General features: G+C 61.8%; 25 protein-coding genes. 13 read left to right on the top strand and 12 right to left on the bottom strand.

Translation table 11 applies throughout. The features are described from left to right. The first annotated feature begins 62 nt into the window (after positions 1-62). From fsa to CV013_RS05410, 8 genes are all read left to right on the top strand, one after another. The gene (fsa, locus tag CV013_RS05445; protein WP_102154236.1) at positions 63-716 is read left to right on the top strand and encodes a fructose-6-phosphate aldolase; all 654 of its coding nucleotides are present in this window, start codon (positions 63-65) and stop codon (positions 714-716) included. A 14-nt stretch (positions 717-730) separates the two neighbouring features. Continuing rightward, positions 731-2,554: a cobaltochelatase subunit CobT gene (cobT, locus tag CV013_RS05440; protein WP_102154235.1), complete on the top strand. Its 1,824-nt coding sequence runs from the start codon at positions 731-733 to the stop codon at positions 2,552-2,554. Between the two features lie 36 nt (positions 2,555-2,590). Then, complete coding sequence (locus tag CV013_RS05435; protein ID WP_102154554.1) at positions 2,591-2,875, top strand: ribbon-helix-helix domain-containing protein; 285 nt, start codon at positions 2,591-2,593, stop codon at positions 2,873-2,875. Next, complete coding sequence (locus CV013_RS05430; RefSeq protein WP_102154234.1) at positions 2,872-3,171, top strand: type II toxin-antitoxin system RelE/ParE family toxin; 300 nt, start codon at positions 2,872-2,874, stop codon at positions 3,169-3,171. The genes CV013_RS05435 and CV013_RS05430 overlap by 4 nt, the downstream gene beginning before the upstream one ends. Beyond that, positions 3,168-3,842: a nitroreductase gene (locus CV013_RS05425; protein WP_102154233.1), complete on the top strand. Its 675-nt coding sequence runs from the start codon at positions 3,168-3,170 to the stop codon at positions 3,840-3,842. The genes CV013_RS05430 and CV013_RS05425 overlap by 4 nt, the downstream gene beginning before the upstream one ends. Positions 3,843-3,924: 82 nt before the next feature. Next, complete coding sequence (gene cysS / locus CV013_RS05420; protein WP_102154553.1) at positions 3,925-5,430, top strand: cysteine--tRNA ligase; 1,506 nt, start codon at positions 3,925-3,927, stop codon at positions 5,428-5,430. Further along, positions 5,427-5,909: a DUF3828 domain-containing protein gene (locus CV013_RS05415; RefSeq protein ID WP_102154232.1), complete on the top strand. Its 483-nt coding sequence runs from the start codon at positions 5,427-5,429 to the stop codon at positions 5,907-5,909. The genes cysS and CV013_RS05415 overlap by 4 nt, the downstream gene beginning before the upstream one ends. Positions 5,910-5,954: 45 nt before the next feature. Continuing rightward, the gene (locus CV013_RS05410) at positions 5,955-6,893 is read left to right on the top strand and encodes an NAD(P)-dependent oxidoreductase (protein ID WP_102154231.1); all 939 of its coding nucleotides are present in this window, start codon (positions 5,955-5,957) and stop codon (positions 6,891-6,893) included. 706 nt (positions 6,894-7,599) lie between these two features. On the opposite strand, the gene CV013_RS05405 is transcribed toward CV013_RS05410, so the two are convergent. The 9 genes from CV013_RS05405 to rlmN all read right to left on the bottom strand — a co-directional run bounded on the left by CV013_RS05405 (position 7,600) and on the right by rlmN (position 16,436). Next, complete coding sequence (locus CV013_RS05405) at positions 7,600-8,817, bottom strand: argininosuccinate synthase (protein WP_102154230.1); 1,218 nt, start codon at positions 8,815-8,817, stop codon at positions 7,600-7,602. A gap of 50 nt (positions 8,818-8,867) precedes the next feature. Further along, complete coding sequence (locus CV013_RS05400; RefSeq protein WP_102154229.1) at positions 8,868-10,220, bottom strand: MATE family efflux transporter; 1,353 nt, start codon at positions 10,218-10,220, stop codon at positions 8,868-8,870. Continuing rightward, positions 10,217-11,464 carry an SAM-dependent methyltransferase gene (locus tag CV013_RS05395; RefSeq protein ID WP_102154552.1) on the bottom strand — a complete coding sequence of 416 codons (1,248 nt, stop codon included), beginning with the start codon at positions 11,462-11,464 and terminating at the stop codon, positions 10,217-10,219. Before CV013_RS05395 ends, CV013_RS05400 begins: the two co-directional genes overlap by 4 nt. A gap of 51 nt (positions 11,465-11,515) precedes the next feature. Continuing rightward, entirely contained in the window at positions 11,516-12,256 is a 741-nt protein-coding gene (locus CV013_RS05390) for a molybdopterin-dependent oxidoreductase (RefSeq protein ID WP_109862134.1), read from the bottom strand. Further along, positions 12,253-12,954 (bottom strand): cytochrome b/b6 domain-containing protein, encoded by a 702-nt coding sequence (locus tag CV013_RS15815; protein WP_102154227.1) that lies wholly within the window; start codon positions 12,952-12,954, stop codon positions 12,253-12,255. Before CV013_RS15815 ends, CV013_RS05390 begins: the two co-directional genes overlap by 4 nt. After that, a complete protein-coding gene (locus CV013_RS05380) occupies positions 12,951-13,709 on the bottom strand; it encodes an SDR family oxidoreductase (protein WP_102154226.1) in 759 nt (252 codons plus the stop codon). Before CV013_RS05380 ends, CV013_RS15815 begins: the two co-directional genes overlap by 4 nt. Before the next feature lie 312 nt (positions 13,710-14,021). Next, positions 14,022-14,396, bottom strand: coding sequence for a glycine zipper 2TM domain-containing protein (locus CV013_RS05375; protein ID WP_102154225.1), 375 nt, complete (start codon positions 14,394-14,396; stop codon positions 14,022-14,024). A 136-nt stretch (positions 14,397-14,532) separates the two neighbouring features. Continuing rightward, positions 14,533-15,195, bottom strand: coding sequence for an MOSC domain-containing protein (locus CV013_RS05370; protein ID WP_102154224.1), 663 nt, complete (start codon positions 15,193-15,195; stop codon positions 14,533-14,535). Beyond that, positions 15,195-16,436: a 23S rRNA (adenine(2503)-C(2))-methyltransferase RlmN gene (rlmN, locus tag CV013_RS05365; protein ID WP_408057021.1), complete on the bottom strand. Its 1,242-nt coding sequence runs from the start codon at positions 16,434-16,436 to the stop codon at positions 15,195-15,197. The genes CV013_RS05370 and rlmN overlap by 1 nt, the downstream gene beginning before the upstream one ends. Positions 16,437-16,751: 315 nt before the next feature. On the opposite strand from rlmN, the gene CV013_RS05360 reads away from it, so the two are divergent. Further along, positions 16,752-17,417 (top strand): outer membrane protein, encoded by a 666-nt coding sequence (locus CV013_RS05360; protein ID WP_102154551.1) that lies wholly within the window; start codon positions 16,752-16,754, stop codon positions 17,415-17,417. 94 nt (positions 17,418-17,511) lie between these two features. Here CV013_RS05360 and CV013_RS05355 read toward each other — a convergent pair whose 3' ends face one another. Genes CV013_RS05355 through CV013_RS05345 form a run of 3 tightly spaced genes read right to left on the bottom strand, consistent with a single transcriptional unit; the run spans position 17,512 to position 20,491 of the window. After that, positions 17,512-18,015, bottom strand: coding sequence for an invasion associated locus B family protein (locus tag CV013_RS05355; RefSeq protein ID WP_102154222.1), 504 nt, complete (start codon positions 18,013-18,015; stop codon positions 17,512-17,514). Next, positions 18,008-18,496: a GreA/GreB family elongation factor gene (locus CV013_RS05350; RefSeq protein ID WP_102154221.1), complete on the bottom strand. Its 489-nt coding sequence runs from the start codon at positions 18,494-18,496 to the stop codon at positions 18,008-18,010. Before CV013_RS05350 ends, CV013_RS05355 begins: the two co-directional genes overlap by 8 nt. 24 nt (positions 18,497-18,520) lie before the next feature. After that, a complete protein-coding gene (locus CV013_RS05345) occupies positions 18,521-20,491 on the bottom strand; it encodes a lytic transglycosylase domain-containing protein (RefSeq protein ID WP_102154220.1) in 1,971 nt (656 codons plus the stop codon). Positions 20,492-20,603: 112 nt separating this feature from the next. Between CV013_RS05345 and dapA the strand changes: the two genes are divergently transcribed. From dapA to CV013_RS05325, 4 genes are all read left to right on the top strand, one after another. Next, positions 20,604-21,494 carry a 4-hydroxy-tetrahydrodipicolinate synthase gene (dapA, locus tag CV013_RS05340; RefSeq protein WP_102154219.1) on the top strand — a complete coding sequence of 297 codons (891 nt, stop codon included), beginning with the start codon at positions 20,604-20,606 and terminating at the stop codon, positions 21,492-21,494. 64 nt (positions 21,495-21,558) lie between these two features. After that, complete coding sequence (smpB, locus tag CV013_RS05335; RefSeq protein ID WP_102154218.1) at positions 21,559-22,041, top strand: SsrA-binding protein SmpB; 483 nt, start codon at positions 21,559-21,561, stop codon at positions 22,039-22,041. A gap of 135 nt (positions 22,042-22,176) precedes the next feature. Then, on the top strand, positions 22,177-22,749 hold the full coding sequence (locus tag CV013_RS05330) for a DUF2062 domain-containing protein (protein WP_223805278.1): 573 nt from the start codon (positions 22,177-22,179) through the stop codon (positions 22,747-22,749). 44 nt (positions 22,750-22,793) lie between these two features. Then, the gene (locus CV013_RS05325; protein WP_102154550.1) at positions 22,794-25,202 is read left to right on the top strand and encodes a hybrid sensor histidine kinase/response regulator; all 2,409 of its coding nucleotides are present in this window, start codon (positions 22,794-22,796) and stop codon (positions 25,200-25,202) included. The last annotated feature ends 68 nt before the right edge of the window (positions 25,203-25,270 follow it).

The following is a 25,270-nucleotide window of genomic DNA, read 5'->3' as shown; positions in this document are numbered from 1 at the left end:
GCCGCCGGTCGAACTGCTCGCTAAGGCTTTCCGGGAATCGTATTCCCGGGAGCCACTTTCACATGAAGTTCTTCGCCGACACCGCCGAAATCGACGATATCAAGGAACTGGCCGAAACCGGCCTGCTCGATGGTGTCACCACCAATCCCAGCCTGATCGCCAAATCGGGCCGCGATTTCATGGAAGTGACGAAGGAAATCTGCGGCATCACCGATGGCCCGGTCAGCGCGGAAGTGGTCGCGCTCGATCACGAAACGATGATGAAAGAGGCCGAAGTCCTCCGCAAAATCGCTGACAATGTCTGCATCAAAGTGCCGCTGACGATTGACGGGCTGAAAACCTGCAAGGCGCTGACGAGCGATGGCACGATGGTGAACGTCACCCTGTGCTTTTCCGCCAATCAGGCGCTGCTCGCGGCGAAGGCGGGGGCGACGTTCGTGTCCCCGTTCGTCGGGCGGCACGACGATAACGGGTTCGACGGGATGGACCTGATCCGCGATATCCGTCTGATCTACGACAACTATCTGTTCGACACCGAAATTCTCGTCGCCAGCGTTCGCCATGCGACCCACGTGCTGGAAAGCGCGCGGATCGGGGCCGATGTCGCAACGATGCCGCCCAAGGTTATCAAATCGCTGGCCAACCATGTCCTGACCGACAAGGGCATCGAAGGCTTCCTCGCTGACTGGGCGAAGACCGGGCAGAGCATTCTGTAAGTTTCAGACGCGCATTGGCCGACCAGACACCCCTCGACCGTTTCAAGCAGGCGCTGACCGGCACAGCGCGCGCCATCGCGCACGAGCCGGAAGTCGAAGTCGCGTGGAGCGCGGATTCGCCCAGTGCCAACGGCAAGAATTTTCGCGTTCCCTTGCCGGGCCGCACCCTGCCGCCCGATCAGGCGCGGGAAGCGCGCGGCTTTGCCGACAGCTTCGCGCTCAGGTTGCGTCATCATAACGAAGCGCTCCACGCGAAGAACGCACCGAGCGAACCGACCGCGCGGGCCTGTTACGACGCGATAGAGCAGGTTCGTTACGAAGCTCTGGGTGCGAACAATTTCGCCGGGATGCGCGGCAATCTTGCTTCTGCGACAGAGCTACGCACCGCATCCGATCCTATTTCCCGTGCGCAGTCGGCAGACGATGTGCCGGTGCAATCGGCGCTTGGGCTGATGTTGCGGGAAAAGCTGACCGGCGAACCGGTGCCCGACCGCGCCCGTGCCGGGGTGGAAATGGTCCGCGAATTCATCGAAAGCCGTGCAGGTGCGGACTTTGAAACGCTGGCTCTTTCGCTCGACGATCAGGCGGCATTTCAGGGGCTGGCGCTCGATATGTTGCGCCACCTCGATCTCGTGGTGCCCGACGACCTCGATCAGCCATCCGACGATGACGACGGTGGCGACGAGGAAGAAGGCGAAACACCCGAGGAAGACGGCGACGAGCAGAACGAAGGCGAAGGCGATCCGCAAACCGCCGAAGTCGCCGGCGAACCGAGCGAAGGCGATTCCGACGGCGATGAGCAGACCGAAACCACTTCCGATCAGGAAATGACCGAAGGCGACCCGGACGACGAAGGCGAGGAGGGCATGATGCCCGTCCGCCCGAACCGCCCGTGGACCGATCTGCCGGAAGATTTCAACTACAAGGCCTATACCGAGAAGTTCGACGAAGTGGTCGAGGCGATCGAGCTGTGCGATGCGGACGAGCTGGATCGATTGCGGGCTTACCTCGACAGCCAGTTGACCGGGTTGCAGGGCGTGGTCACGCGACTGGCCAATCGGCTTCAGCGCCGTCTGATGGCGCAGCAGAATCGCGCATGGGACTTCGATCAGGAAGAGGGGATGCTCGATGCCGCGCGGCTGTCTCGCGTGGTGATCAGCCCCGGCCATTCGCTTAGTTATAAGATTGAGCGCGAACAGGAATTCAAGGATACGGTCGTCACGCTGCTGATCGACAATTCCGGTTCGATGCGCGGGCGACCGATTTCCATCGCCGCGATCAGCGCCGATATCCTTGGCCGCACTCTGGAACGGTGCGGAGTGAAGACCGAAGTGCTTGGCTTCACAACGCGCGCATGGAAGGGCGGGCAATCGCGCGAAGCGTGGTTGGCCGATGGCAAGCCACCGCAACCGGGCCGCCTCAACGACTTGCGCCATATCGTGTATAAGAAGGCCGACGAACCTTGGCGCCGCGCCCGGCGCAATCTCGGCCTGATGATGCGCGAAGGGCTGCTGAAGGAAAACATCGACGGCGAGGCGTTGCTGTGGGCGCACGACCGCCTGCTGGCGCGCCCCGAAGATCGCCGCATCCTGATCGTGATTTCCGACGGCGCCCCGGTTGATGACAGCACGCTGAGCGTGAACAGCGCGGGCTATCTCGAACAGCATTTGCGTAAGGTGATCGACTGGATCGAGAAACAGTCGCCGGTGCAACTCGTCGCTATTGGCATCGGGCACGATGTCACGCGGTATTACAAACGCGCTGTGACGATCATGGATGTCGAACAGCTCGGCGGCACGATTATCGAACAACTGGCGGACCTGTTCGAGGTCGATTGATTGCGGGACGCATACTTTGTGTGATAAAGTATGCAGATGGCAAAGCTCGAACGTATCACCGTTACCATGCCGGAAGAGATGGCTGCTCGCTTGCGCGCGGCTGTCGATGTCGGCGAATACGCGACTACCAGCGAGGTTATTCGCGAAGCCTTGCGGCAGTGGAACGAAAATCGGGAACGTCGCTTTGCCGCCGAACAGCAGTTTCGGAAGATGGTTGACGATGCGATGGCGGGCCCCAGCTATCCAGCAGATGAAGTCTTTGCCGAAATGCGCCAGATTGTTGCCGAACAGGCCGCCAAGTATAGCGCCGGGCAGCAGTGACAGGTTACACGTTTCGGCAGGACGCGCGTGACGACTTGCGCGAAATCGCTTTGTATATCGGGCAGGAAGATCCGGATAGAGCTGAGAAATTTATCGGTGACCTGTTTACCCGGATTACTCAGGTGGCAGAAAATCCACGCTTATACCGGAGCCGTTTCGAGTGGAATCCCGGTGTGCGAATCACGCGCCATGGGCGCTATTACATCGTGTTCCACAGCAACGGTGATGCCGTGGAAATCCTCCGCGTCATTCACACATCCCGCGATATCGGGACGATATTGGAAGAACTGGAATGACCCCTACCCAAGCCATCGCCACTCGCCGTTCGATCCGTGCGTTTACCGATCAGCCGGTTGATCGCGCAACTCTCACTCGCATTCTGGAGAGGGCCCAGCGCGCGCCCAGCGGCGGGAATATTCAGCCGTGGAATGCGATCGTTCTGACCGGCGATCCGATGCAACGGTTGTTCGACCGTGTGGCGCAGGAATTCCCTAAGGGTCGGGCTGCGCTCCAGCCAGAGTACGATATCTACCCGCCCGATCTGGAGGGAGCATACGAAGCGCGTCGTTTCGGCGTAGGGGAAGATATGTACGCCGCGCTTGGCGTTTCGCGGGAGGACAAGGCGAAACGTCTGGCATGGTTCGCCAGCAATTTCCGTGCATTCGGTGCGCCGGTTCTCATGCTGATCCACACCCCCAAATACATGGGACCGCCGCAATGGGCCGATATTGGCATGTGGATGCAAAGCGTGATGCTGTTGCTGCGCGAAGAAGGGCTCGATTCATGCCCGCAGGAAGCGTGGGCCGCCTATTCGCGACAGGTCCGCGAATGTGTCGACATTCCGGCGGATCACACATTCTTCTGCGGCATGGCCATCGGTCATCGCGATCCCGCTGACCCGGTCAATCGCTTCGATGTGAAGCGCGCCCCGCTTGACGAAGTCGTGCGCTGGGAAGGATGGGATTGAGCCAGCCCGGTCGCGATCTGCACACGCGTCAGTGACTGCGAAACGATTGACCGCGCCCGCGTGCGCGGTCAAAGCCGTGGGTATGACCGAACTCACGCTCTTCAACAGCCTGACCCGCAGCCTTGAACCCTTCGTGCCCGTGCATCCGGGCGAAGCGCGCGTGTATAGCTGCGGCCCGACGGTCTATAACTACCCGCATATTGGCAACATGCGCGCCTATGTCTTTGCCGACGTGCTGGGGCGCACGTTGAGCTGGAAGGGGTACAAACTCACACACGTCATCAACATCACCGATGTCGGCCATCTGACCGACGATGCCGATGCGGGTGAGGACAAGCTGGAGAAAGCTGCCGCGCAACGCGCCCAGTCGATCTGGGACATCGCGAAGCATTACACAGAGGCATATTGGGCGGACATCAAGGCGCTCAACATCCGCCAGCCCGCGCACTGGTCGATCGCCACCGATTATATCGATGCGATGATCGAATTCGCGGAAAGCATTGCGGCAGAGCATTGCTACGAACTTGATAGCGGTCTCTATTTCGATGTCTCGACGGTGGCCGACTATGGCCGACTGGCGCGCGCTGTTACCGAGGAAGGCGAAGGGCGCATCGAAGCGGTCGATGGCAAGCGCAATGCCGCCGACTTCGCGATCTGGCGTAAGACTCCGCCGGGAGAGAAGCGCCAGATGGAATGGGACAGCCCATGGGGCCGTGGCGCGCCGGGCTGGCATCTCGAATGCTCTGTGATGAGCGGAAAGCTGCTTGGTTTCCCGTTCGATATTCACACCGGTGGGATCGATCACCGCGAAATCCATCATGCCAATGAGATCGCCCAAAATCAGGCATTCTGCGGTTGTGGCAGTCTGTCCACTGCGACCAATTCGGGCGCGAAGATCTGGATGCACAACAATTTCCTGGTCGAACGCAGCGGCAAGATGAGCAAGTCGAGCGGGGAATTTCTGCGGCTCCAGTTGCTGATCGACAAGGGATACCACCCGCTCGCCTATCGCCTGATGTGCCTGCAGGCGCATTATCGCAGCGAGCTGGAGTTTTCGTGGGAAGGGTTGGGCGCGGCTCTGACCCGGCTGAAACGTATGCTGATGGCCGCTGAAAAGCTCAGCGAAGTAGCGAGTCCTCGCGAAGGCGGGGATCTCAGGCAGCAAGGTGCCGAAGGTGCGGATACGGCCCCGCTTTCGCGCGATCGCCTGCATCCCAAATTCGTGCCGATGCTCGAAAAATTCGATGCTGCCATGTCGGACGATCTCAACACTGCCGTGGCTCTGACGGCGCTTGAAGATGCGTTGGCGGTAAAGAAAGTCGATCAGGCGGCGAAGCGGGCGGTGATCGCTGAAATGGATGCAGTGCTCGGCCTCAACCTGTTCGGCCTGACGCGCCCCGACCTCCGCATTCGCCCCAAAGATGTGACCATCAGCGAGACAGAGATCGAAGACGCGCTCGGCCGCCGCAAAGCTGCAAGGGCGGAGAAGGATTTCGCCACCTCCGATGCGATCCGCGACGAGCTCGCGGGGCAGGGGGTGGAGGCGATGGATGGCGATCCGTTGGGCTGGGAGTGGAGGCTGGGATGATCCGCGCGTCGATACTCGCGGCATCATTGGCGTTGGCCGCCCTGCCAACTGCGGCTGTCGCTGCGGATAATCGCCCTGCGGTGCGGGCTGCTCTCGCGCTCTACGATGGGTATCGGGGGAAGGGTGATGTCGCGGCCGCCGATTGGGAACTGCCGGTGTTTTCCGCCGATCTGACGCGGATTATCGCCGCGTGGATGGCGAAGAACGAAGCAGGAGACGTGACCGAGTTGAGCGATTTTGGCTGGTTCTGCGAATGTCAGGACTGGGATCAACAGGGCTTCAAGGTTAAACCTCTCTCGGTGAAGCAGAATGGCGATCACGCCACGATCCGTATGCGCGTCCGTGCAGGGTGGGGCAGTTCGGTCGAACAACGCCTGACTATGGTCCGAGAAGAGGGCCGCTGGTTGCTCGACGATATGACGACGCCGAGTATGCCCAACGGGCTGCGGGCCGCATTGCACGAAGCGATGTCCGACTGATCGCCCTCTAACAGAGAGGTCAGAGGACACGAGGGAGAGAGCCACATGACCGTTGCCGCCTTGTCCGCCATGATCCGGCCGCTGATCGAGCCGCAACTACCCGATTGGGTCGAACCGTTGTGGTTTGCTTCTCAGGAAGAGGCGCTGGAGGTCGCTCCGCAAGCCGAAATCGGATGGTTCGATATGTACGACCACGGGGCGATGGCGGAAACGGTACGCGCGGCGACTGGTCTGAAATGGCTTAACTCGGTCTATGCCGGGTTGGATTTCCTCCCGCTGGATTTGCTGGCTGAACGCAAGGTGACGATTACCAACGGCGCAGGAATCGGTGCGCTGACTATCGCGGAATATGTCGTCATGCTGATGCTGACTCACGCCAAAGGGTATCGCGACGTTGTCCGCGCTCAGGATCGGCGCGAATGGCTGCTCGATTCGCCGGGCAAGATGGAGCTGGCAGGTAGCCGCGCCTTGCTGCTGGGGCTGGGGGCAATCGGATCGCTCATCAAAACCCGGCTGGAAGCGTTCGATGTCGAAGTCGTGCCGGTGCGCCGCTCTGCCGCCGGTGGGGCACTGGGGCCGGACGAATGGCGCGGCAAGCTGGGCGAATTCGACTGGGTCATCCTCGCGGTCCCCGCAACGCCGGAAACCGATGGGATGATCGGCGCGGCGGAACTGGCGGCGATGAAGGACAGCGCGGTGCTGGTGAATATCGCGCGCGGTACGGTGGTCGATCAGCCTGCGTTGATCGCAGCGCTGGAGGGGCGGCGCATTGGCGGGGCTCTGCTCGATGTGACAACGCCCGAACCGCTGCCGCCCGAAAGTCCGTTGTGGGCGTTGCCTAATGCACAAGTGACGATGCACCTTTCGGGCCGTGCTCAGGACAAGATGTTCGCGCGCTCTGCGGAACGCTTCCTAGCCAACTGCAACCGGTATCGTGCCGGGGAGCCATTGGTCCCGATTTTCGATCCGGCCCGCGGATACTGAGGGAAGGGGGCGACGCGGGTTCGCTCCATCTCAACCCCACAGAGAAATGGGGCCGACCCGAAGGTCGACCCCACTCTCACCGGCGCGTGGGGTTCGCGAGGAACCACTTGGCACCCAGTGCTTTCGCCATCGGGCCGAAGCCTGCTGGCTCTGTCACCGGCGCTCGCACCGGCATCCGGTTCCGACTGCTCCCCGTATTACCGACCCGAAGGCCTGCATCGTTAAAGCTATCGGTTCCGAGACCGTTTCCGTCGTTCGATCCGCCTCAGTCGGCTGCGCGGATGGGCCGAAGCCTTTTCGCGCTTCCTCGGCAGACCGCCCTGGTTGCGGTCATGGCGACGTTGCTTCGCGATCCGTTCAGGCAACCTGCCTTGCATTGAGCCGAAGCCTGCTGCATGGCCGATCTCGCAGACCGCGCGGACAGATGCCGCCATATCGATTGAGTTGAAATTCTTTCGAAGTTTCCAGCGGTTAGGCCGTCAATCTCGGAAGGTTTCTGCCCTTTCGACAAGGTTGAGACTGCGCCGGACTTGGCCGCTTTTCAAGCTTTGCAAGCCGTAGTTATCCACCGTCCACAGATTTCGCTGTGGACGCGAGTGGATAACTCAACCGTTGGTCGCATCTTGCGCGGTTGCGATGGCTTTGACCGTCAAACGCGCAGGAATTTCGCGAGGCGGAGAGGACATCCCCGCCTCAGCGAACCAGCTTAGCGGTGGTCCCGCTTGGCCAGCAGCTTCAGGCGCAGAGCGTTCAGCTTGATGAAGCCTTCCGCATCGTGCTGATCGTAGGCACCGGCATCGTCTTCGAAAGTCACGTGCGCTTCGGAGTAGAGCGAATCCGCGCTCTTGCGACCGACGACCTGCGCCATGCCCTTGTAAAGCTTGAGACGGACAGTGCCGTTCACCCGCGCCTGACTGTGATCGATGGCGGCCTGCAGCATCTCGCGTTCAGGGGCGAACCAGAAGCCATTATACACCAGCTCGGCATATTTCGGCATCAGCTCGTCTTTCAGGTGAGCTGCGCCGCGATCGAGCGTGATCTGTTCGATGCCGCGATGGGCCACGGCGTATATCGTGCCGCCCGGCGTTTCGTACATGCCCCGGCTCTTCATCCCGACGAAGCGGTTTTCGACCAGATCGAGCCTGCCGATCCCGTGCTTGCGGCCCAGTTCGTTGAGCGCGGTGAGCAAAGTCGCCGGGCTCATCGCTTCGCCGTTGAGTGCGACACCGTCGCCCTTCACGAAATCGATGGTGATGTATTCGGGCGTGTCCGGTGCGTTTTCCGGGTGGTCGGTGCGCGAATAGACATAATCCGGGGTTTCTTCCCACGGATCTTCCAACACTTTGCCTTCGCTGGATGTATGCAGCAGGTTGGCATCGGTGCTGAACGGGCTTTCGCCGCGCTTGTCCTTCGGCACTTGAATCTGGTGTGCTTCGGCCCACGCGATCAGAGCGGTGCGGCTGGTCAGATCCCATTCGCGCCAGGGGGCGATTACCTTGATATCCGGGTCGAGTGCATAGGCCGACAGTTCGAAGCGAACCTGATCGTTGCCCTTGCCGGTCGCGCCGTGGGCAATCGCATCGGCTCCGGTTTCGTGGGCGATCTCGACCAGACGCTTGGAAATAAGCGGTCGCGCGATGCTGGTACCGAGCAGGTAATCGCCTTCGTAGCGGGCATTGGCGCGCATCATCGGGAACACGAAATCGCGCACGAATTCTTCGCGCAGGTCTTCGATATAGATGTGCTGATCGGGGATGCCCATTGCGCGGGCTTTCTGCCGGGCGGGTTCCAGCTCTTCGCCCTGTCCGAGATCGGCGGTGAAAGTCACCACTTCGCACCCTCGCTCAGTCTCCAGCCATTTGGCGATCACGCTGGTATCGAGACCACCGGAATAGGCGAGGACGACGCGCTTGATGTCGGACATTGGCAAAGGCTCCGATTGGAGAAGGTTGGAATGGGACTCGGAGAGGGCCACTAGGCGGCAGATGCGCGTGGCGCAATGGTTCGCAGGCGCGCAGGGAGCAATGCCCCCAGCGTGACAGCGCGATAGAGGTAGCTGAGCAGCATCGCCAGCCACAGCCCGTGCGCGGCATATGGGCGCAGGGCGAGGTCGGTTGCGATGTACATGGCCACGGTCACAAGGGCGGCATTGCGGAACGGGCGCGACCAGGTGGCCCCGACATAGACTCCGTCGAGCAGCCATGCGGGCATCCCCAGCAACGGGATCAGCGCGACATAGGGGAGGTAGGGGTAGGCTGCGGCGCGCACAGCGCCGTTCGGGGTCATGCCATCGACAACCATTCCGCCTGCGATCAGGATCAGCGCGGCTAACAGCAGCCCCGCTCCGAGCGAGAATTCGCCTGTCAGGCGGATGGCGCGCATCACTTCTTCGCGGCTGCCTCTCCCAATAGCTGCTCCGACCCGCGCCTCTGCCGTGAAGGCGAATGCATCCAGCACATAGGCGCCTACAGCTACGAACTGGTTCAGCACGGCATTGGCGGCCAGCTGCACAGTTCCCAACCGGGCGCCGCCATTGGCAAACCACGCGAACAGGAACAGCAGCGCCAGAGTGCGGATCATGATGTCCAGATTGACACTGATCAGACGGCGCAATTCTGAGCGGGCAAACAGGTGTGAATACTGGCGCAGGCGAAGGAATGCAGGCCACCCGCTGACGCGCACGGCAATAGCGATCCCGCCTGCCAGAGCAATCCATTCGGCCATTGCCGTACCTGCCGCGACACCGCGCGCACCCCAGCCAAGCCCCCATACGAAGCCGATATCGAGCGCGACATTGGCGACGTTCATTATCAACTGCAGCGCCAGCGCCGCACGGGTGCGGCCCAGACCGAACAGCCAGCCCAGCAGGGCGTAGAACCCCAGCGCCGCCGGTGCACCGAAGAACCGCACGGAGACATAGCCATGCGCTGCCTCGGTCAGCTTCTCCCCGCCAGCCATCAGAGCAAATGCCCCGGCAGTAAGCGGCCACTGCAATGCGAACAGCATCAGCCCGATTGCTGCACCCATCGCCAGCCCGCGCACCAGCAGAGCGTTGGTTTCCTGCGTATCGCCGGTGCCGTGTGCCTGCGCGGTGAGGCCGGTCATGCCCATTCGCAGGAACCCGAAGGCCCAGAACACGAATGTCACGATGACCGAACCGAGCGCTACCCCGGCCAGCGCGACGGCATCCCCGGTGCGCCCGATCACGAAGGTATCGACAATCCCGACCAGTGGAATCGAAGCCTGGCCGAGGATGATCGGCCAGGCCTGCGCGAAAATGGATCGCCGGGTCAGCGGGGCGGAGGGCTCTCCGCCACTGCCACTCATTCCGCAGTCAGCCGCGCCTCTTCGCCGCTGAGATAGTCACGGGTGACGGGCAGGGCGTGGCGGTCGCGGATGTACTGTATCTGGTAATTGCACATGCCACCGCTTTCGAACGCAGCCGTCGCCCCGGCAAGATAGAAAGTCCACATACGGAAAAAGGGCGCACCATAGGCGGCCTCTATCGTCTCGCGATTGGCAACGCAGCGATCGTACCATGCGCGCAGGGTCCACGCGTAATGCAGGCGCAGGGTTTCGATATCGCTGGCGATCAGGCGGACTTTCTCGCTCCGCTCCAGCGTTTCGCTTAGCGCGGGGATATAGCCGCCGGGGAAGATGTACTTGCGGGTGAAGGCGTCGGTCTTGCCCGGTCCGCCCAGCCGCCCGATGGTGTGCAGCAGCATGACGCCCTCTACCTTGAGCAGCGTGGCACACGCGCGGAAGAAGGTTTCGAACTGCGGCACGCCGACGTGTTCGAACATGCCCACGGATACGATGCGGTCGAACCGGTCGCCCCGTGCGGCCATATCGCGATAATCGATCAGCTCGAAACTGACCCGGTCGGACACGCCCGCTTTCTCTGCATTTTTGCGGGCAAGGGCGAGTTGCTCTTTGCTGAGCGTGATCCCGGTCACAGTCACATCGGCATGTTGCGCTAGGAAGATCGCCATTCCGCCCCAGCCACATCCGATATCGAGCACGTGGTTGCCCGGCTCCAGCTTCAGCTTGGCTGCGATATGCGCCAGCTTCGCCACTTGCGCCTGTTCCAGCGTGATATCGGTGCTGGGCCAGTAACCGCACGAATACTGCATGTATTCGGTGTCGAGCATCAGGCGATAGAGATCGTTGCCGATGTCGTAGTGGTGGCTGATGTTGCGCCGCGCGCTGGCCTGCCGATTGACTGCTTCGTAAGCCGCGCCCAGCGTATTGGCCACGCGGTGCTTCACGCCGGGAGGGGCGATGGCGCGGCCATGATCCCACGGCGAATTGGCGCTGAGCAGCGTTATCAGGCCCATGATATCGCCCTGTTCGATTATCAGGCGGCCATCCATGAAGGTTTCGCCCGCACCAAGGCCCGGATCGCGCAGGATATCGCGCGCGACCTTGTTATCGGCAAAGCGCACGCGGATGTCGGGGAAGCCCGCCGTTGGCGTGCCAAAGCGCGCCACTGTGCCATCGGCATGGACCACCTCGAACACGCCGAGGTGCACCGCGTTGCCGATCACGCGGTCGAAAATCCGTTCACTCAAACTCATTGCAACACCGTCTTCCATTTATGTGTTTTGCTGCCGGGTAGGGGATCATATCCCCGCGTACCACTGATAGCCCGCTACATCTTCCCAGTATCCGCCTTGTCCCCCGCCGATCTGGTCTAGCGATGCAACCGCTTCGATCATGGTCAGGTATTTGGCGTGTTTGTATCCCAGTTGCCGTTCGATCCGCATCCGCAGCGGCGCACCGTTGCGTTCGGGCAGAGGTGCACCGTTCAGGCTGTGCGCGACGATGGTTTGCGGGTGAAACGCATCGTCGAGATCGATGCTCTCGTAATAGGACTGCCCCCGCAACCGGTCGGCGCAATGGAACACGATGAACCGCGCCTCCGGTTTTAGCTTCGCTGCCTCCAGCAGCAGCGAGAGTTGCGGCCCGGTCCATTCGCCAATCGCGCTCCACCCCTCCACACAATCGTGGCGCGTGATCTGGGTGCGTTGCGGCAGGCGGCGAATGTTGTCCAGACTGAGGCTTAGCGGATGTTCGACCAGACCGGTCACCTTCAGCCGCCAGTCGGCAAACCCGTTCTCCAGCGCGGCGGCATAGCCGGGCGTACCCACTGTGAGCGAGCCATTGCCGCGGAAATAGGGGGATATCTGCGCGCGGCTGAACTCCGGTGCCATTGCCTTGCGGCCCGTCAGCGCGCGTTGCGCCTTGCGGTGCCAGTCGTCCGCCGCCTTGAACAGCGCCTGCCCCGTTGAGCTGTCGGCCACTTTCGAACAGCCCGTAGCGAGCAGGGCACCGAGTCCGGCGATGACGCTACGCCGCTTCACGATGCGCGCCCCCCAGTCACCATGTCGCGCAACTGGCGGATCGGGCCGGAGGCGATCACCAGCACGATGTGCAACACTGCGAACAGCACGGTGCCCCACGCGAACAGGAAATGGATCGATCGTGCCGACTGTCGCCCGCCGACAAGCTGGACGAACCATCCGAAGCTCGGTTCGATCCCCGGACTGATCGCCAGCCCGGTCAGGATCATGCCCGGCAGCAGGATGCCCAGCACCCCGCCATAGGCCAGCTTTTGCAGGAAGTTGTACTTGCCGCCGCCGTGGTCGAAATCGAACCGCAGGTGCGCGGCGATGTCGGCGCGGATTGCGCTCCAGCGCCATTCGTTCAGCCGGGTGGTGAGATCGCGCACGAAGTGGCGGTTGGCGAGCATGGCGACCCACATTGCCAGCAGCCCGATTGCGAACGGCCATGCTATCAGCAGATGCCAGTCCCGCGCGCCTGACAGGCTGTAGTAGCCGGGGATCGTTGCCCAGCCGGGAAACGTCGGCAAATGCAGCCATGCCTCGCGCGCGGCGAACCCGGCTTGCCCCCAGTAGAGGCGGGGATGCGCGTTGGAGATGTTCAGCCCGCTCATGAACATGATCACGACGCAGATCACGTTCAGCCAGTGCCACAGCCGGGTGGACAGCGCGTGGCGGCGAGTAGGGCGCTTTGCAGGGCGTTTCGTGCGCCGAATCACGGGTCCACCCCTGCGCGGGCGAGGTAGATCACATCGCGCGGCTGGTGCAGCAGGTGTTGTCCGCTATCGACGTAAACCGTCTCTCCACTCGCCAGCCATCCTTCGGCCAGCCACAGGCAGGCGTCGGCGATTTCGTCCGCGCCGGTCTTGCGTTTCAGCAGATTGAGCCGGTGCGACACCTCAATTTCATCGTCGGTCTGATCGTGACTGGCCAGAATCGCTCCGGGGGCCAGGGCATAGATGCGATCCTGCGCCGTGCCTGCGCCCATTGCCAGCATTCTGACAGCGGCCGCCACGGCGCCCTTGCTCATGGTATAGCTGAAGAAGTCGGGGTTGATGTTGGCCAGCTTCTGATCGGTGAACTGGATTACCCGCCGCCCGCCGCTGGCTTGAGCATGACGGAGGAACGCCTGCGCCATTCGCACCGGGGTCAATGCGTTGACCTGCATGGTATCGTGCGCGACCTGCGGATCGAGTTGCCGCACATCGTCAGGATCGAACACAGCGGCCGAATTGACCAGCACCCGCCAGTCGCTCAGCCGCGCAGCGAGATTTTCCACCATCGCCACCGAGGCATCGCCATCGCGCAGGTCGCACGACACGGTTTCTGCCGATGGCAGACTGGCAGCCAATGCCTCTGCCGCATCGCGCGACTGGCCATAATGGATCACGACATGCCAGCCATCGGCCCCGAACCGGCGCGCCAGTTCGGCCCCGATTCGCTTCGCTCCGCCAGTGATGACAACGGTCCGCATGTTCAGACTTTGCACCCCGAAGCTGAAGACGTGGACCACATGTTACACTGTCCTGAAGAAGAAAAGTCACCTTGCTGCACAGTGCTGAAACGGACTTCCGCGACGGAGGGGAGGGAGGGAGCGTGAAGGTGGAGCATGGCGGCGCAGTATAGAGCACAACCGGAGTGTGTTAGGAAATCCCAATCCAGCCAGTATCGGGCCAGCTTGTATCGGGGGGACTCGCCCTTTGAAGTCGCGCTGTTCGATGAACCACGAAAAAGGCGCGCCGGGATTGCTCCCGACGCGCCCCCGATGGAGAGGGCTCAGCTGCTATCAGCGGCAGCGAGCCTTCCCGCTATCGATTTCCTTGCCCAATAGCGCACCAACTGCTGCGCCGACAACGGTGCCGGTGGTGCGATCGCCGCGGGTATCGACTGCACGACCAGCCAGAGCACCGACGGCAGCGCCAACGATCAGCCCGGTCGTGCCGTTGGATTTCTTGCAATAATACCGCCCATCGTCCCCGCGCCAGTAACGGATGCCATTGTCGGTCCGATAGTACTTGCGCGCTTCGCGGCGTTCGTAGCGGTCACGCTGCTTTTCGCGATAGCCATGCGCGGGGGCCCACGATGGCGGATCGGCAGCGGCGGGGGTTGCCATTGGGATGGTAAGGCCCGCAGCGGCGATAACGAGAAGGGTCTTTTTCATGGGATGCTTCCTTTCCCTGAATGGTGTTCATCGGATTGACGCTCAACCTGCCGATTGGGTCCACAACGTCACATGAACGTTTTGTTTTCTGGATGATTTGCCGATGAGCTGTGTTTGTCGTGCGGCAAAATGCAGGCTAACGGGGAGGAGCGTTTTCCAGTTTGCGGCGAATGGAATCGCGCAGCGCTGGCGCCAGCTCCTGAACCTCTGTCAGCGCATAAAGCTGCGCCCGATCCATCGGTTCGCTGGTGCCCCAGATCGCTTCGAACACGCGGTCCACTGGCCATTCCTCGCGCCCGTGGGTGACCTGCTCCAGCATGTCGCCTGCTTGCGCGGTGCCTTCTTCGATCACCCGGTAATACCAGCCACACCGCCGCGTCTTGAGGATGTGCCTGAGCATGTTCTTATGGCCGAAACGGTGTTCGATCTTCCAGCAGGGCTGGCGCGGGCGGGACACCTCGATCAGCGCGCTGCCCAGTCGATAACGTGCACCCAGATTGACCGCCTGTTCGGTCAGGCCGTGGGTGGCGATATTGGTGCCGAAAGCGCCGGGCAGATCGAGCAACGGGTGATCGCCGATTTCTCTGCGCCAGAACGCATGATGATCGAGCGGGAAATGGTGCAGCGCCATGTCCGGCCCGCCGTGATGGCGACGATCGGCCTGAGCATCGCCTGCCAATCCCTCGCGCCCTATATGGATCGGCCCGCTGACGGGCGTTTTGCCAATGGCGCTCAGTTCTTCCCCGCGAAACGGCACCGGTTGCCCGATGCACAGTGCCTCTACGCGGGTGGAGGTCATTACCCGGCGGCTTCCTGTGTTGTTGCCGCAACCGCAGCAGCCGCCTCACGGTCGCGTTCGGCGCGGCTTTTCTTCTGGGCGGCGGTTTTGAGCTGACCGCAGGCGGCATCGATATCCCGGCCACGCGGAGTGCGGACGGGGGCGCTGATGCCCGCTTCGAACACGATGTTGGAAAAAGCGCGCACTCGTTCGGGGGTGGAGCATTCATACGGCGCGCCGGGCCAGGGGTTGAACGGGATCAGGTTGACCTTCGCCGGCAGATTGTACTGCTTAATCAGGCGGACGAGTTCGCGCGCGTGATCGTCGGTGTCGTTCTTGTCCTTCAACATGACATATTCGAACGTGATCCGCCGGGCGTTGCTGGCACCGGGATAGGCAGCACAGGCGGCGAGCAGTTCTTCCAGCCCGTATTTCTTGTTGATCGGCACGATTTCGTCGCGGATTTCCTTGGTTACCGCATGGAGGCTCACCGCGAGGTTCACGCCGATTTCTTCGCCGCACCGGTCCATCATCGGCACGACGCCGCTGGTGGACAGCGTAATGCGCCGCTTCGACAGCGCCAGCCCTTCGCCATCCATCACCAGCCGCAGTGCGTCGCGCACGTTGTCGAAATTATACAGCGGTTCGCCCATGCCCATCATCACGATGTTGGTGAGCAGGCGACCGTCGGCGCGGTATTCGGCTTCGCTCTCTTCCTCCGCGAAATCCATCGCGCCCTTGGGCCATTCGCCCAGCGCATCGCGAGCGAGCATGACCTGACCCACGATTTCGCCGGGAGTCAGGTTGCGAACCAGCTTCATCGTGCCGGTATGGCAGAACCGGCAGTTGAGCGTACAACCGACCTGGCTCGACACGCACAGAGTGCCGCGGTCCGCATCGGGGATGAAGACCATCTCGAACTCGTGCCCGTCAGCGGTTTGCAGCAACCATTTGCGGGTGCCGTCGGTCGAATGCTGCGCCTCCACCACTTCGGGTCGCCCGATCACGAAGCGTTCGGCCAGCCAGGGGCGCATCGTTTTGGCGATATCGGTCATCGCCGCGAAATCGGTCACGCCGCGGTGATAGAGCCAGTGGAACACCTGCTTCGCGCGCAGCTTGGCCTGCTTCGCATCCAGTCCCGCTTCCGCGAACAGTTCCGCGATGCGTAGCTTGGGCAGGCCGATCAGATCGATACGGCCATCGGCACGCGGTGTGATGTCGCGGGCGACGGGAACCGGATCGGTTTGCCCGGGAATGGTCATGAGCGGAGTGTGGGACATTGCGTGGCGGATATAGGGCCGGGTGAGCGGCAACGCAAAGCTTCCCGCTAACCTGCACGAATATATCGGAATTTTGACATTATCTGTTACGCACGCGCAACGCGCGAACACCGATCTGAGCATCTGGTTCCCGACATTCGTCGTTCGATTTCGTCGGTTCGTCGAGGCAGATGTTGCTGAAAAACAACAATATTCTTGTTGTGTTACGTTCATGAAACCAGACCGCAATCTGCTCCGTTAGGCAGGTCCAGGGTGCAGGGCATCTCGCTCGGCCCGGATGAAGAAAATGGAGTATTTATGCGTAAGATTCTTGCTATCGTCGCCACCGGATCGCTGGTGGCAGTTGCCACCCCGGCTCTGGCGCAGGGCGCCGCGCCGTTCACCGGCCTGCGGGTCGGTGGCGAGGTGGGTTACGACCACGTCCGCTCGGGCAGCACCGAAGATATCGACGACACCCGCGATCTCAAGCAGTCGATCGATGGCGTCGCTTATGGCGCTGTTGTCGGCTACGATGCCGACGTTGGCGGCGATCTGCGTCTGGGTGCAGAAGCATCGATCGGCGACAGCTCGGCCAAATGGGACAACAACAATGGCGTTCCCAACACCTTCAATCTGGGCCGCGTGAGCGCCGACCGCGACATCTATGTCGGTGCACGTCTCGGTTACGTGACCTCGCCCAATACGATGATCTACGTGAAGGGTGGCTACACCAACGCCCGCTTCGGCATCGAAGGGACTGACGGCACGACGAGCCTGAATCAGCGTCTCGACACCGACGGCTATCGTCTGGGTGCGGGTGTTGAATACGCGCTGACCCCGAACGCCTATATCGGTGCGGAATACCGTTACTCGAACTACAGCAAGGGCGAACTGGACTTCAATGGCGATACGCCGGATTCCAGCCGCTTCGACATCGATACCGACCGTCATCAGGTCATGGCAACGATGGGCTATCGCTTCTAAGCTTTAGTACAGCGAACCAATGGAAGGGCGGGGCTGAAAGGCTCCGCCCTTTTCATGTGATGTGAGAGGATAAGGAGGGCAGGGGAGAGCCGCCCTATCGCCCCAACTTCGCGCAGCCGACTGTCGCGGAATCCATCGCGGTGGCTGCGCCATCGAGATCGTAAGTGTTGGCGAACCGGCGGCCGCGGCTGTCGCGGGCGGTGATCGTCATCGTGTTGGCGGATCGCATAGCGGCGACGATGGCGGCATCGTCTTTCTTGTCAGCGGCCCATGCGTCTGCACCGCCGCCGGTGAGTGTGAAGCGTTTGCTGCCCACGCGCAGCCCCAGTTGCGGTTCCGCAGCCAGCTTGCGCGACAGGCGAAAATGGACCTGTCCGCGAATGGCGCGCTTGGGCCAGTTGGCGACTGTCGCATAAGGCTGGTAATCGCGCTGGCTGGTGCTGTCGCGGGCCTTCGCAATGGCATAACAGCGTGGCGCAGCGGGATCGCGGAACGCGCCCCAGCCGCCGAACATGCCCAGACTGTCGCGCGCGGCCAGCGGACTGGCCAGCGCAAGGGTGGTCGCCAGAGCGAGCAGGGGGATGGCGGCCTTATGCATAGCGGATGGCCACGACTTCCCATTCCTTCACACCGCCGGGCAGGCGCACGGTCCGCAGATCGCCAATCGCCGCACCTCGAAGAGCGCGTGCCAGCGGGCTGGACCAGCCGATCCGCCCTTTGCCGGCATCCTGCTCGTCATCTCCGACCAGCGTCAGCTCCATCCGCGCATCGTCCTCGTCAGCGATCTCGACCGTCGCACCGAAGAATACCCGGCTCTGGTCCGGTTGATGTGCGGGATCGATCACGCGGGCCGATTTCATCCTTCGCGCCAGATGCGCCAGCTCACGATCGATTTCGCGCATCCGCTTGCGGCCATAGATATAGTCGCCGTTTTCCGAACGGTCGCCATTGCCCGCGGCCCAGCTGACGATCTCCACGATTTCCGGGCGTTCGGTGTCCAGCAGGTGATCGTACCGCGCCTTCATCGCGGCATAGCCTGCCGGACTGATCGGATTGGATGGTCGCTGTTGCCCCGCCATGTCGTGTTGCCCCCTCGTGCCCGATCAGGGGCGACGGGCGCCGAGGAAGCGGTAGATCGACTTAGGCTGGCCATAACGGATGCGGTCCGGGTGCATCGCTTCGTACACCACGGCGTTTTCCAGCACGCGCTGGACATAGTTCTTGGTTTCGAAAATCGGGATACTTTCGATCCATTGCAGCCAGTCGATATTGCCGTTGCGCGGATCGCCATTGGCGCGCAGCCATTTGTTCACATTGCCCGGACCGGCGTTGTAGGCGGCGACTGCCAGCGGATAGCTGCCGCCGTAATAGTCCATCATCCGGGCAAAATATCCGTCGCCCAGCTGGATGTTGTACTGCGGATCGCCGGTAAGATTGGCGCTCATATAGGCCATGCCCAGCTTGCCCGCCTGTTCGCGCGCGGTGCCAGGCATCAACTGCATCAGGCCACGTGCGCCAGCGTGGCTGGTGCGGGTTTCATCGAATTCACTTTCCTGCCGGGCGATAGCGTGCACCATCGTAAAGTCAGTTCCCGGCGGGTTGGATACGGTGGGGAACCCGGCGCCGGTAAACTGTGTCAGCCCCTTTTCCGGGGCGACGCGACCGACCACTACCGACAATTCGGGCAAGCGGATTTGCTGCGCGAAATCGGCCACCAGTGCCATTTGCTCAGGCGTTTCGGCTTTTTCTGCGATCGCGATGAAGAAATAGCGTTCGGTGCGCCAGTCGGTGCCATTGCGCGCTGTCGAGGCGATGGCCTGCGCCAGCGGTTCCTGTGCGAAAGCGGCGCGCTGTGCGGGGGTGACCGGCGGCGGGGTGTTCGCTGCAAAATCGGGCAGTGGGCGGTTCAGATGGCCCAGAGCCAGCTGGCCATAGAAATATTCCGGGTATTCCGCCGCCATTTCGAAATAACGTTCCGCCCCGGCGCGGTCGCCCGCTTTGGCCAGTGCATTGCCCGCCCAGAAGAAGCCCTTGGAACGGGTCTGCGGGGTACGCGCCGAATTGCCATAACGATAGAACATCGGCGCGGCCAGGCGCCCATCGCCCATCGACCACAGCGCCTTTGTCCCGCCAAGCCACATCAGCGAGGTGTAATCGTCGCGCAGGCGATAGCTCATCGATGAGATATCGGCGTTGGGTTCGAACAGGTCGTCGGTCTTGCTGGCGATCTGCGCGGCGGTGCGCGAATCCGCGCCACGCGCGGAAATCAGCATTTCCCCGATCATATCTTCCGGGTCGAACGCCGGGCGCGTGGATGCGGGCCGGTTGGCGAGCATCTGTTGCTCGGCATATCCCTGGCTCGTCTTTCGGTAGAAGCGTGCAAGATTATACACATAGCCTGCATCGCTCGTCGCGTCGGCAGGAACGGGCAGGCCATTTGCTGATGGATCGACACCTTGCACCAGCGATAGGCGCGCCATGAACAACGCTCGATTTGCCGGGCTGACCAGCGCGATCTGCCGGGCGGCGGCAGTGGTATCGCCCTGCCACAGCAAGGCGTCCATCCGCGCATCCTGATCGTCCTGCGTAAAGCGGCTGCCGAACATGCCAACAAGATAGGCTTCCGAAGGCGAACTCATCGTTCCGCCGCGCCATGCCAGCCGCGCCGCTTCTGCAGCCTCGGGGCGGTTCACCGCTGCCAGCGCCAGCGCATATCGCGCGCGGGCCGGATTGCTGAGCGGAGGGAAACGGTCGAAAAATGCCACGATCTGTGCCGGGGTGGAAGGATCGCGATCCAGCGCGTCTTCGGCTTGCCCGCGGATAATATGACTACGCGGATAATCGGGGTAGGCGAGCAGGAAACCGGCATAATCGGCAAATGCCAGCCGGTCGTTGCTCATCAACTGCTGCCACCGTGCGACGGCAGCAGACGCCTGCGTCGGTTGCATGGCAACCAGTTGCGTGCGCCCGGCCTGCACCGGTGTAACCTGCGCCGCCAACGGTGCCGACGCGGAGAGCGCGACAGTGGCAACGGAACTTAAAACAATCGTTCGAATAGCGACCATGCTGGACATTATGGCCAACGGCTCCTTATCAGGCGCTGAATGAATTTCCCCCCGTGGGAATGTGTCAGCCGTTTCTGGCCGACACAGCGACCGATATGAACAGACTAAAGGCTCAACCGCAATGTTTTCCGGATCGATACCAGCCCTTGTGACTCCTTTTCGCGACGGATCGTTCGACGAGGCGGCTTTTCGCAAACTCGTGGACTGGCAAATCGAATCCGGCAGCAGCGCGCTGGTGCCATGCGGCACCACGGGGGAGGCATCGACGCTCTCGAACGCCGAACATCATCGCGTGATCGAAGTCTGCGTCGAACAGGCAGCGGGCCGGGTGCCGGTAATCGCTGGTTGCGGCAGCAACGACACGCAGAACGCCTTGCTGCATATGAGCTTTTCCAAGAAGGCGGGGGCTTCCGCAGCGCTTTGTGTGGCGCCGTATTATAACCGCCCCAGCCAGCAGGGGATTATCGCCCATTTCAGCTATCTGGCGGAAAACAACGATCTGCCGATCATTCTTTACAACGTTCCGGGGCGCACAGTGACTGATATCATGCCGGAAACGGTGTGCGAACTGGCCAAGCGCTATCCCGAACGGATCATCGGCATCAAGGATGCCAGCGGCGATCTTTCGCGCGTGACCGATCACCGCATGGGCATCGGTAAGCACTTCTGCCAGCTTTCCGGGGACGACGAGCTGGCATTGCCCGCCAATGCCGCCGGTTCGGTCGGTTGCATTTCCGTCACCGCTAATGTCGCCCCCGCGCTGTGTGCCGAATTCCAGCAGGCCTGTGCGGACAACGATCTGGTGAAGGCGCGCGAGCTGAACGACCGGCTCTATCCATTGCACTATGCGATGTTCGAAGATGCCAGCCCTGGCCCGGTGAAATACGCGCTTAGCCGGGTGCATAGCTGGCTGTTGCCCGACATCCGCCTGCCGATGGTCGAATGCAACGATGCGGCCAAGGCGGCGGTCGATGCCGCACTGGTACATGCGGGGCTGGTCGAAGCGGCCTGATTGGCGGCATCGCGACTGGGGTGACTTGGCATTATGCAGGGGAACGCCTAGATGCGCTTCCCTCATGGCCCGTCCTAAACCTACTCCGTTCGATAAAACAAAGACTGTCGCCGAAAACCGGCGCGCACGGTTCGACTATTTTATCGAAGACACTTTCGAAGCGGGGCTGATGCTGACCGGCACCGAAGTGAAAAGCCTGCGCGCAGGCGAAGCGACAATTGCCGAAAGCTATGCCGAAATTCGTGGGGGCGAGGTATGGCTGGTTAACGCCAATGTGCCCGAATTCAGCCACGGCAACCGCTTCAACCACGAGCCCAAGCGCCCGCGTAAACTGCTACTGCACGAACGCGAAATCGCCAAGATGACCGGCGCGGTGGAGCGCAAGGGGATGACGCTGGTGCCGCTGAGCATCTATTTCAACAGCAAAGGCCGGGCGAAAGTCGAACTGGCGCTGGCCAAGGGCAAGCAGGCGCAGGACAAACGACAGACGATCAAGGAGCGTGACTGGAAACGCGATAAGGCCCGTCTGTTGCGCGATCGTGGCTGATGTCGGCGGAATCATTCGGTTGAGGCCGAAGTTTCGTCTGACCCTTCCCTCGAAGCCGCGATTGAGCCGACAATTGCAAAGGTTCGTCGGGCAACCTCTTTAACCGACCTGTAAAAGGTGTATCTGGACCGGCAAATGTCCAACCTTTTCTCTCGCTGGGCCAGCAGGAACATGCCGACACGCGAAGGCATGGCGAAGAACAAGTATCTCGCCCCTATCGCGCATCGTTTCCTGAGCCCTGAATTGTGGCGCTTCACCCGCCGGTCGGTGCCGCGTGGGGTGGCGCTGGGGCTGTTTGCTGGCTTTATCGTGCCAGTCGGACAAATATTTCTGGCGGCGTTTCTGGCTTTGCCGACACGCGCCAATGTGCCGCTGGCGGCGCTCGTCACTTTTATAACCAACCCGCTGACTTTCCCGTTCTGGGCCGTGCTGGCGACGAAAGTCGGGCGTTTCATGCTGAAAATCGATGCGGTCACGGTTAACGCTTCGCAATCGACGATGGCCAGTGGGCCGTGGGCATGGTTCACCGGGTTTTTCGAACTGGCCGGTGCGGCGGCGGTCGGCTTCATCGTGATGGCAGTGGTGTTTTCATCGGTCGGTTATTTCGTCACCAATTTCGTATGGCGCTTTATCGTTGCCAATCGCCGCAAGGCACGGTTGCGGAAAATGGAAGCGCGCCTGGATGAACGGTTGAAGTCTGGCAAATGAACGGCGGGCCACGCTTTACTCTGCCGCGAGGCGCAAACGCGGATATGCGTCAGCCGGTCCTGCTCGGCGGGATCGCGGGCGCTCTGATGCTCAGCGCGCTATTGCTGTGGCTGATAACGGGTCAGGGCGTTGTTGCTCTCGCGTTCTTTGGCGGAGTTGCAGCGTTGCTTGGGGTGGCGGTTGCGCTGGATCGGATGCGCCCCTCTGCGGAAAGAAGCGAGCTGGCGCCGCCCGACTGGTCGGTGACAGTGGCTGCGCTGGAGCGCGACGGAGCGGCTGTTGCGATTGCCGACCGGGCCAACCGATTGGTCTGCGCCAACGCGACATACGAAAGCTGGTTCGGCAATCAGAGCGCACCGCCGGGGTTGCCGCTCGATCGCAAAGGTCTGGAGGCGCTCACCCGTACCGCGCGCGAGGCATGGCGCGACGGGAAGAGCACGGCGCGTGGTATCGTTTCGGACGATGGCACCCACGCGTGGAATATCTGGGCCGAACGAGCCGGGCGGGGGGAGGATTACCTCGTCTGGCGCTTTATCGCGATCACCGAAGAAGATCCGACCGGCGAAATGGCAGCGCGGATTACCGGGCAGCTTGGCCGACTGCTGTCGCGGGCCGGGATCGAAGCTGCGCTGGTTGCGACCGATGGCATGGTCAGCGCCTGTGCCCCTGGTTTTGCCGAACGGGCGACCGGCGATGCCAGCGCGACACTGGCAGGGCAGGATTTCGCGCGGTTGCTGCGGACCGACGATCAGGATCATATTTTCTTCGCCCGCGAAGGGCGGCGGGGCAGCCCGCAGATGCTGATCCATGTACCGCTGGGCGATCCGCAATCGGCCCGCGCGCCGGGGCCGGACGAAAGCGCATCTCTAATGCTGTTAATTGACAGCACCGTGGGAATGGGTGGCAGCGATGCGAGCACGCAACAGGCGACCCCGCAGCTCGAATCGCTGCTTGGCGCATTGCCGCTGGGGCTGGCGGTGACCGACCGCGATGGGCGCTTCCTGTTTGCCAACCGCGCATTCCGCCGGGCAGGTGGGATCGAGGAAGGGGGCTTGCCGCAATATCCCTCCGATCTCGTTGTTCGCGAAGACAAGACGGCGCTGTCCGATGCAGTGCGTCGCTTCGGCAAAGGCCCTTCGACCAGCGGCGACATGGCGATCCGTTTGCGTGACATGCCCGATGATCCGGTGTCGCTGGGCATTGCCGGTGTGCGGGGGCTGGGCGAAGTCGCGGTTCTGCTGAGTCTGGTCGATTCAACAGAGGAAAACCGGCTCAAACGGCAAGTGGCGCAAGCGACCAAGATGCAGGCCGTCGGCCAGCTTGCCGGTGGTGTGGCACATGATTTCAACAATGTGCTGACCGCCGTAATCGGCACCTGCGATCTGATGCTGCTGCGCCATACGCCGGGTGACAGCGATTACGACGATATCCAGCAGATACGCGCCAACTCCAACCGCGCGGCTGCGCTGACCCGGCAATTGCTGGCATTCAGCCGCCAGCAGACTTTGCGCCCTGAAGTCTTGCAACTACCCGATGTCATCAGCGAAGTCGGAATGCTGTTGAAGCGCCTGCTGGGCGAGAAGATCGAGCTGTCGGTCCATCACGACCGCGATCTTGGTCCGGTGCGCGCCGACCCGCAGCAACTGGAGCAGGTGATCGTCAACCTCGTGGTCAATGCGCGCGATGCGATGCTGGCGCATGGTAACAGCGGAAAAGTGTCGATTTCCACTCGCCGGGTCACCGCGCACGATGTCCGCAAGGTGGCCAGCGAGATATTGCCGGAGGCGGACTATACCGTGCTGGTGGTGCAGGATACCGGCGGCGGCATTCCGCCGGAGAATCTCACCAAGATATTCGAACCGTTCTTCACGACCAAGGAACTGGGGAAGGGCACCGGGCTGGGGCTGTCCACCGTCTATGGCATTGTGAAGCAATCGGGCGGGTTTATTTTCGCGGATAATATTCCGGCAGTTGGCCGCCCGGAAGGCGCGCGTTTCAGTATCTATTTCCCGGTCCATCACGGCGAAGCGCCTGCCGCGGAAAAATCGAAGTCGGTCGAACCGGCGGCGAAATGGTCGGGCGGCGGGCGCATCCTGCTGGTGGAGGATGAAGACATGGTCCGCGCCGTGGCCGAACGCGCGTTGTCGCGGGCGGGCTACACAGTCACCCCTTGCGCCGATGGCGAAGAAGGGCTGGCCGCTGTCGCCAACGGTGGCGAATTCGATCTGATCGTCTCCGACGTGGTCATGCCGGGAATGGATGGTCCGGCGATGGCACGGCAGGTCCGCAAGGTAAAACCCCGGCTGCCGATCCTGTTCATGTCAGGCTATGCCGAAGAGCAGCTTCGCAACGAAATCGATATCGAAGCGATGCATTTCATGCCCAAACCATTCAGCGTGCAGCAGATTTCGGAGACGGTTGCAGGCTTGCTGGCGAAATACGCGCCGAAGTGAGGCGCGCTTTGCGGTCGTTTTCCAAACTGGCCGCCATTCCCGAAGCGGGTTGACCCCGACATTCACCG

Source organism: Tsuneonella flava (assembly GCF_002870965.1).
Lineage (GTDB): Bacteria > Pseudomonadota > Alphaproteobacteria > Sphingomonadales > Sphingomonadaceae > Tsuneonella > Tsuneonella flava.
Note: the sequence above shows the minus strand (reverse complement) of the source record. Positions and strands in the feature narration are given on the sequence as shown.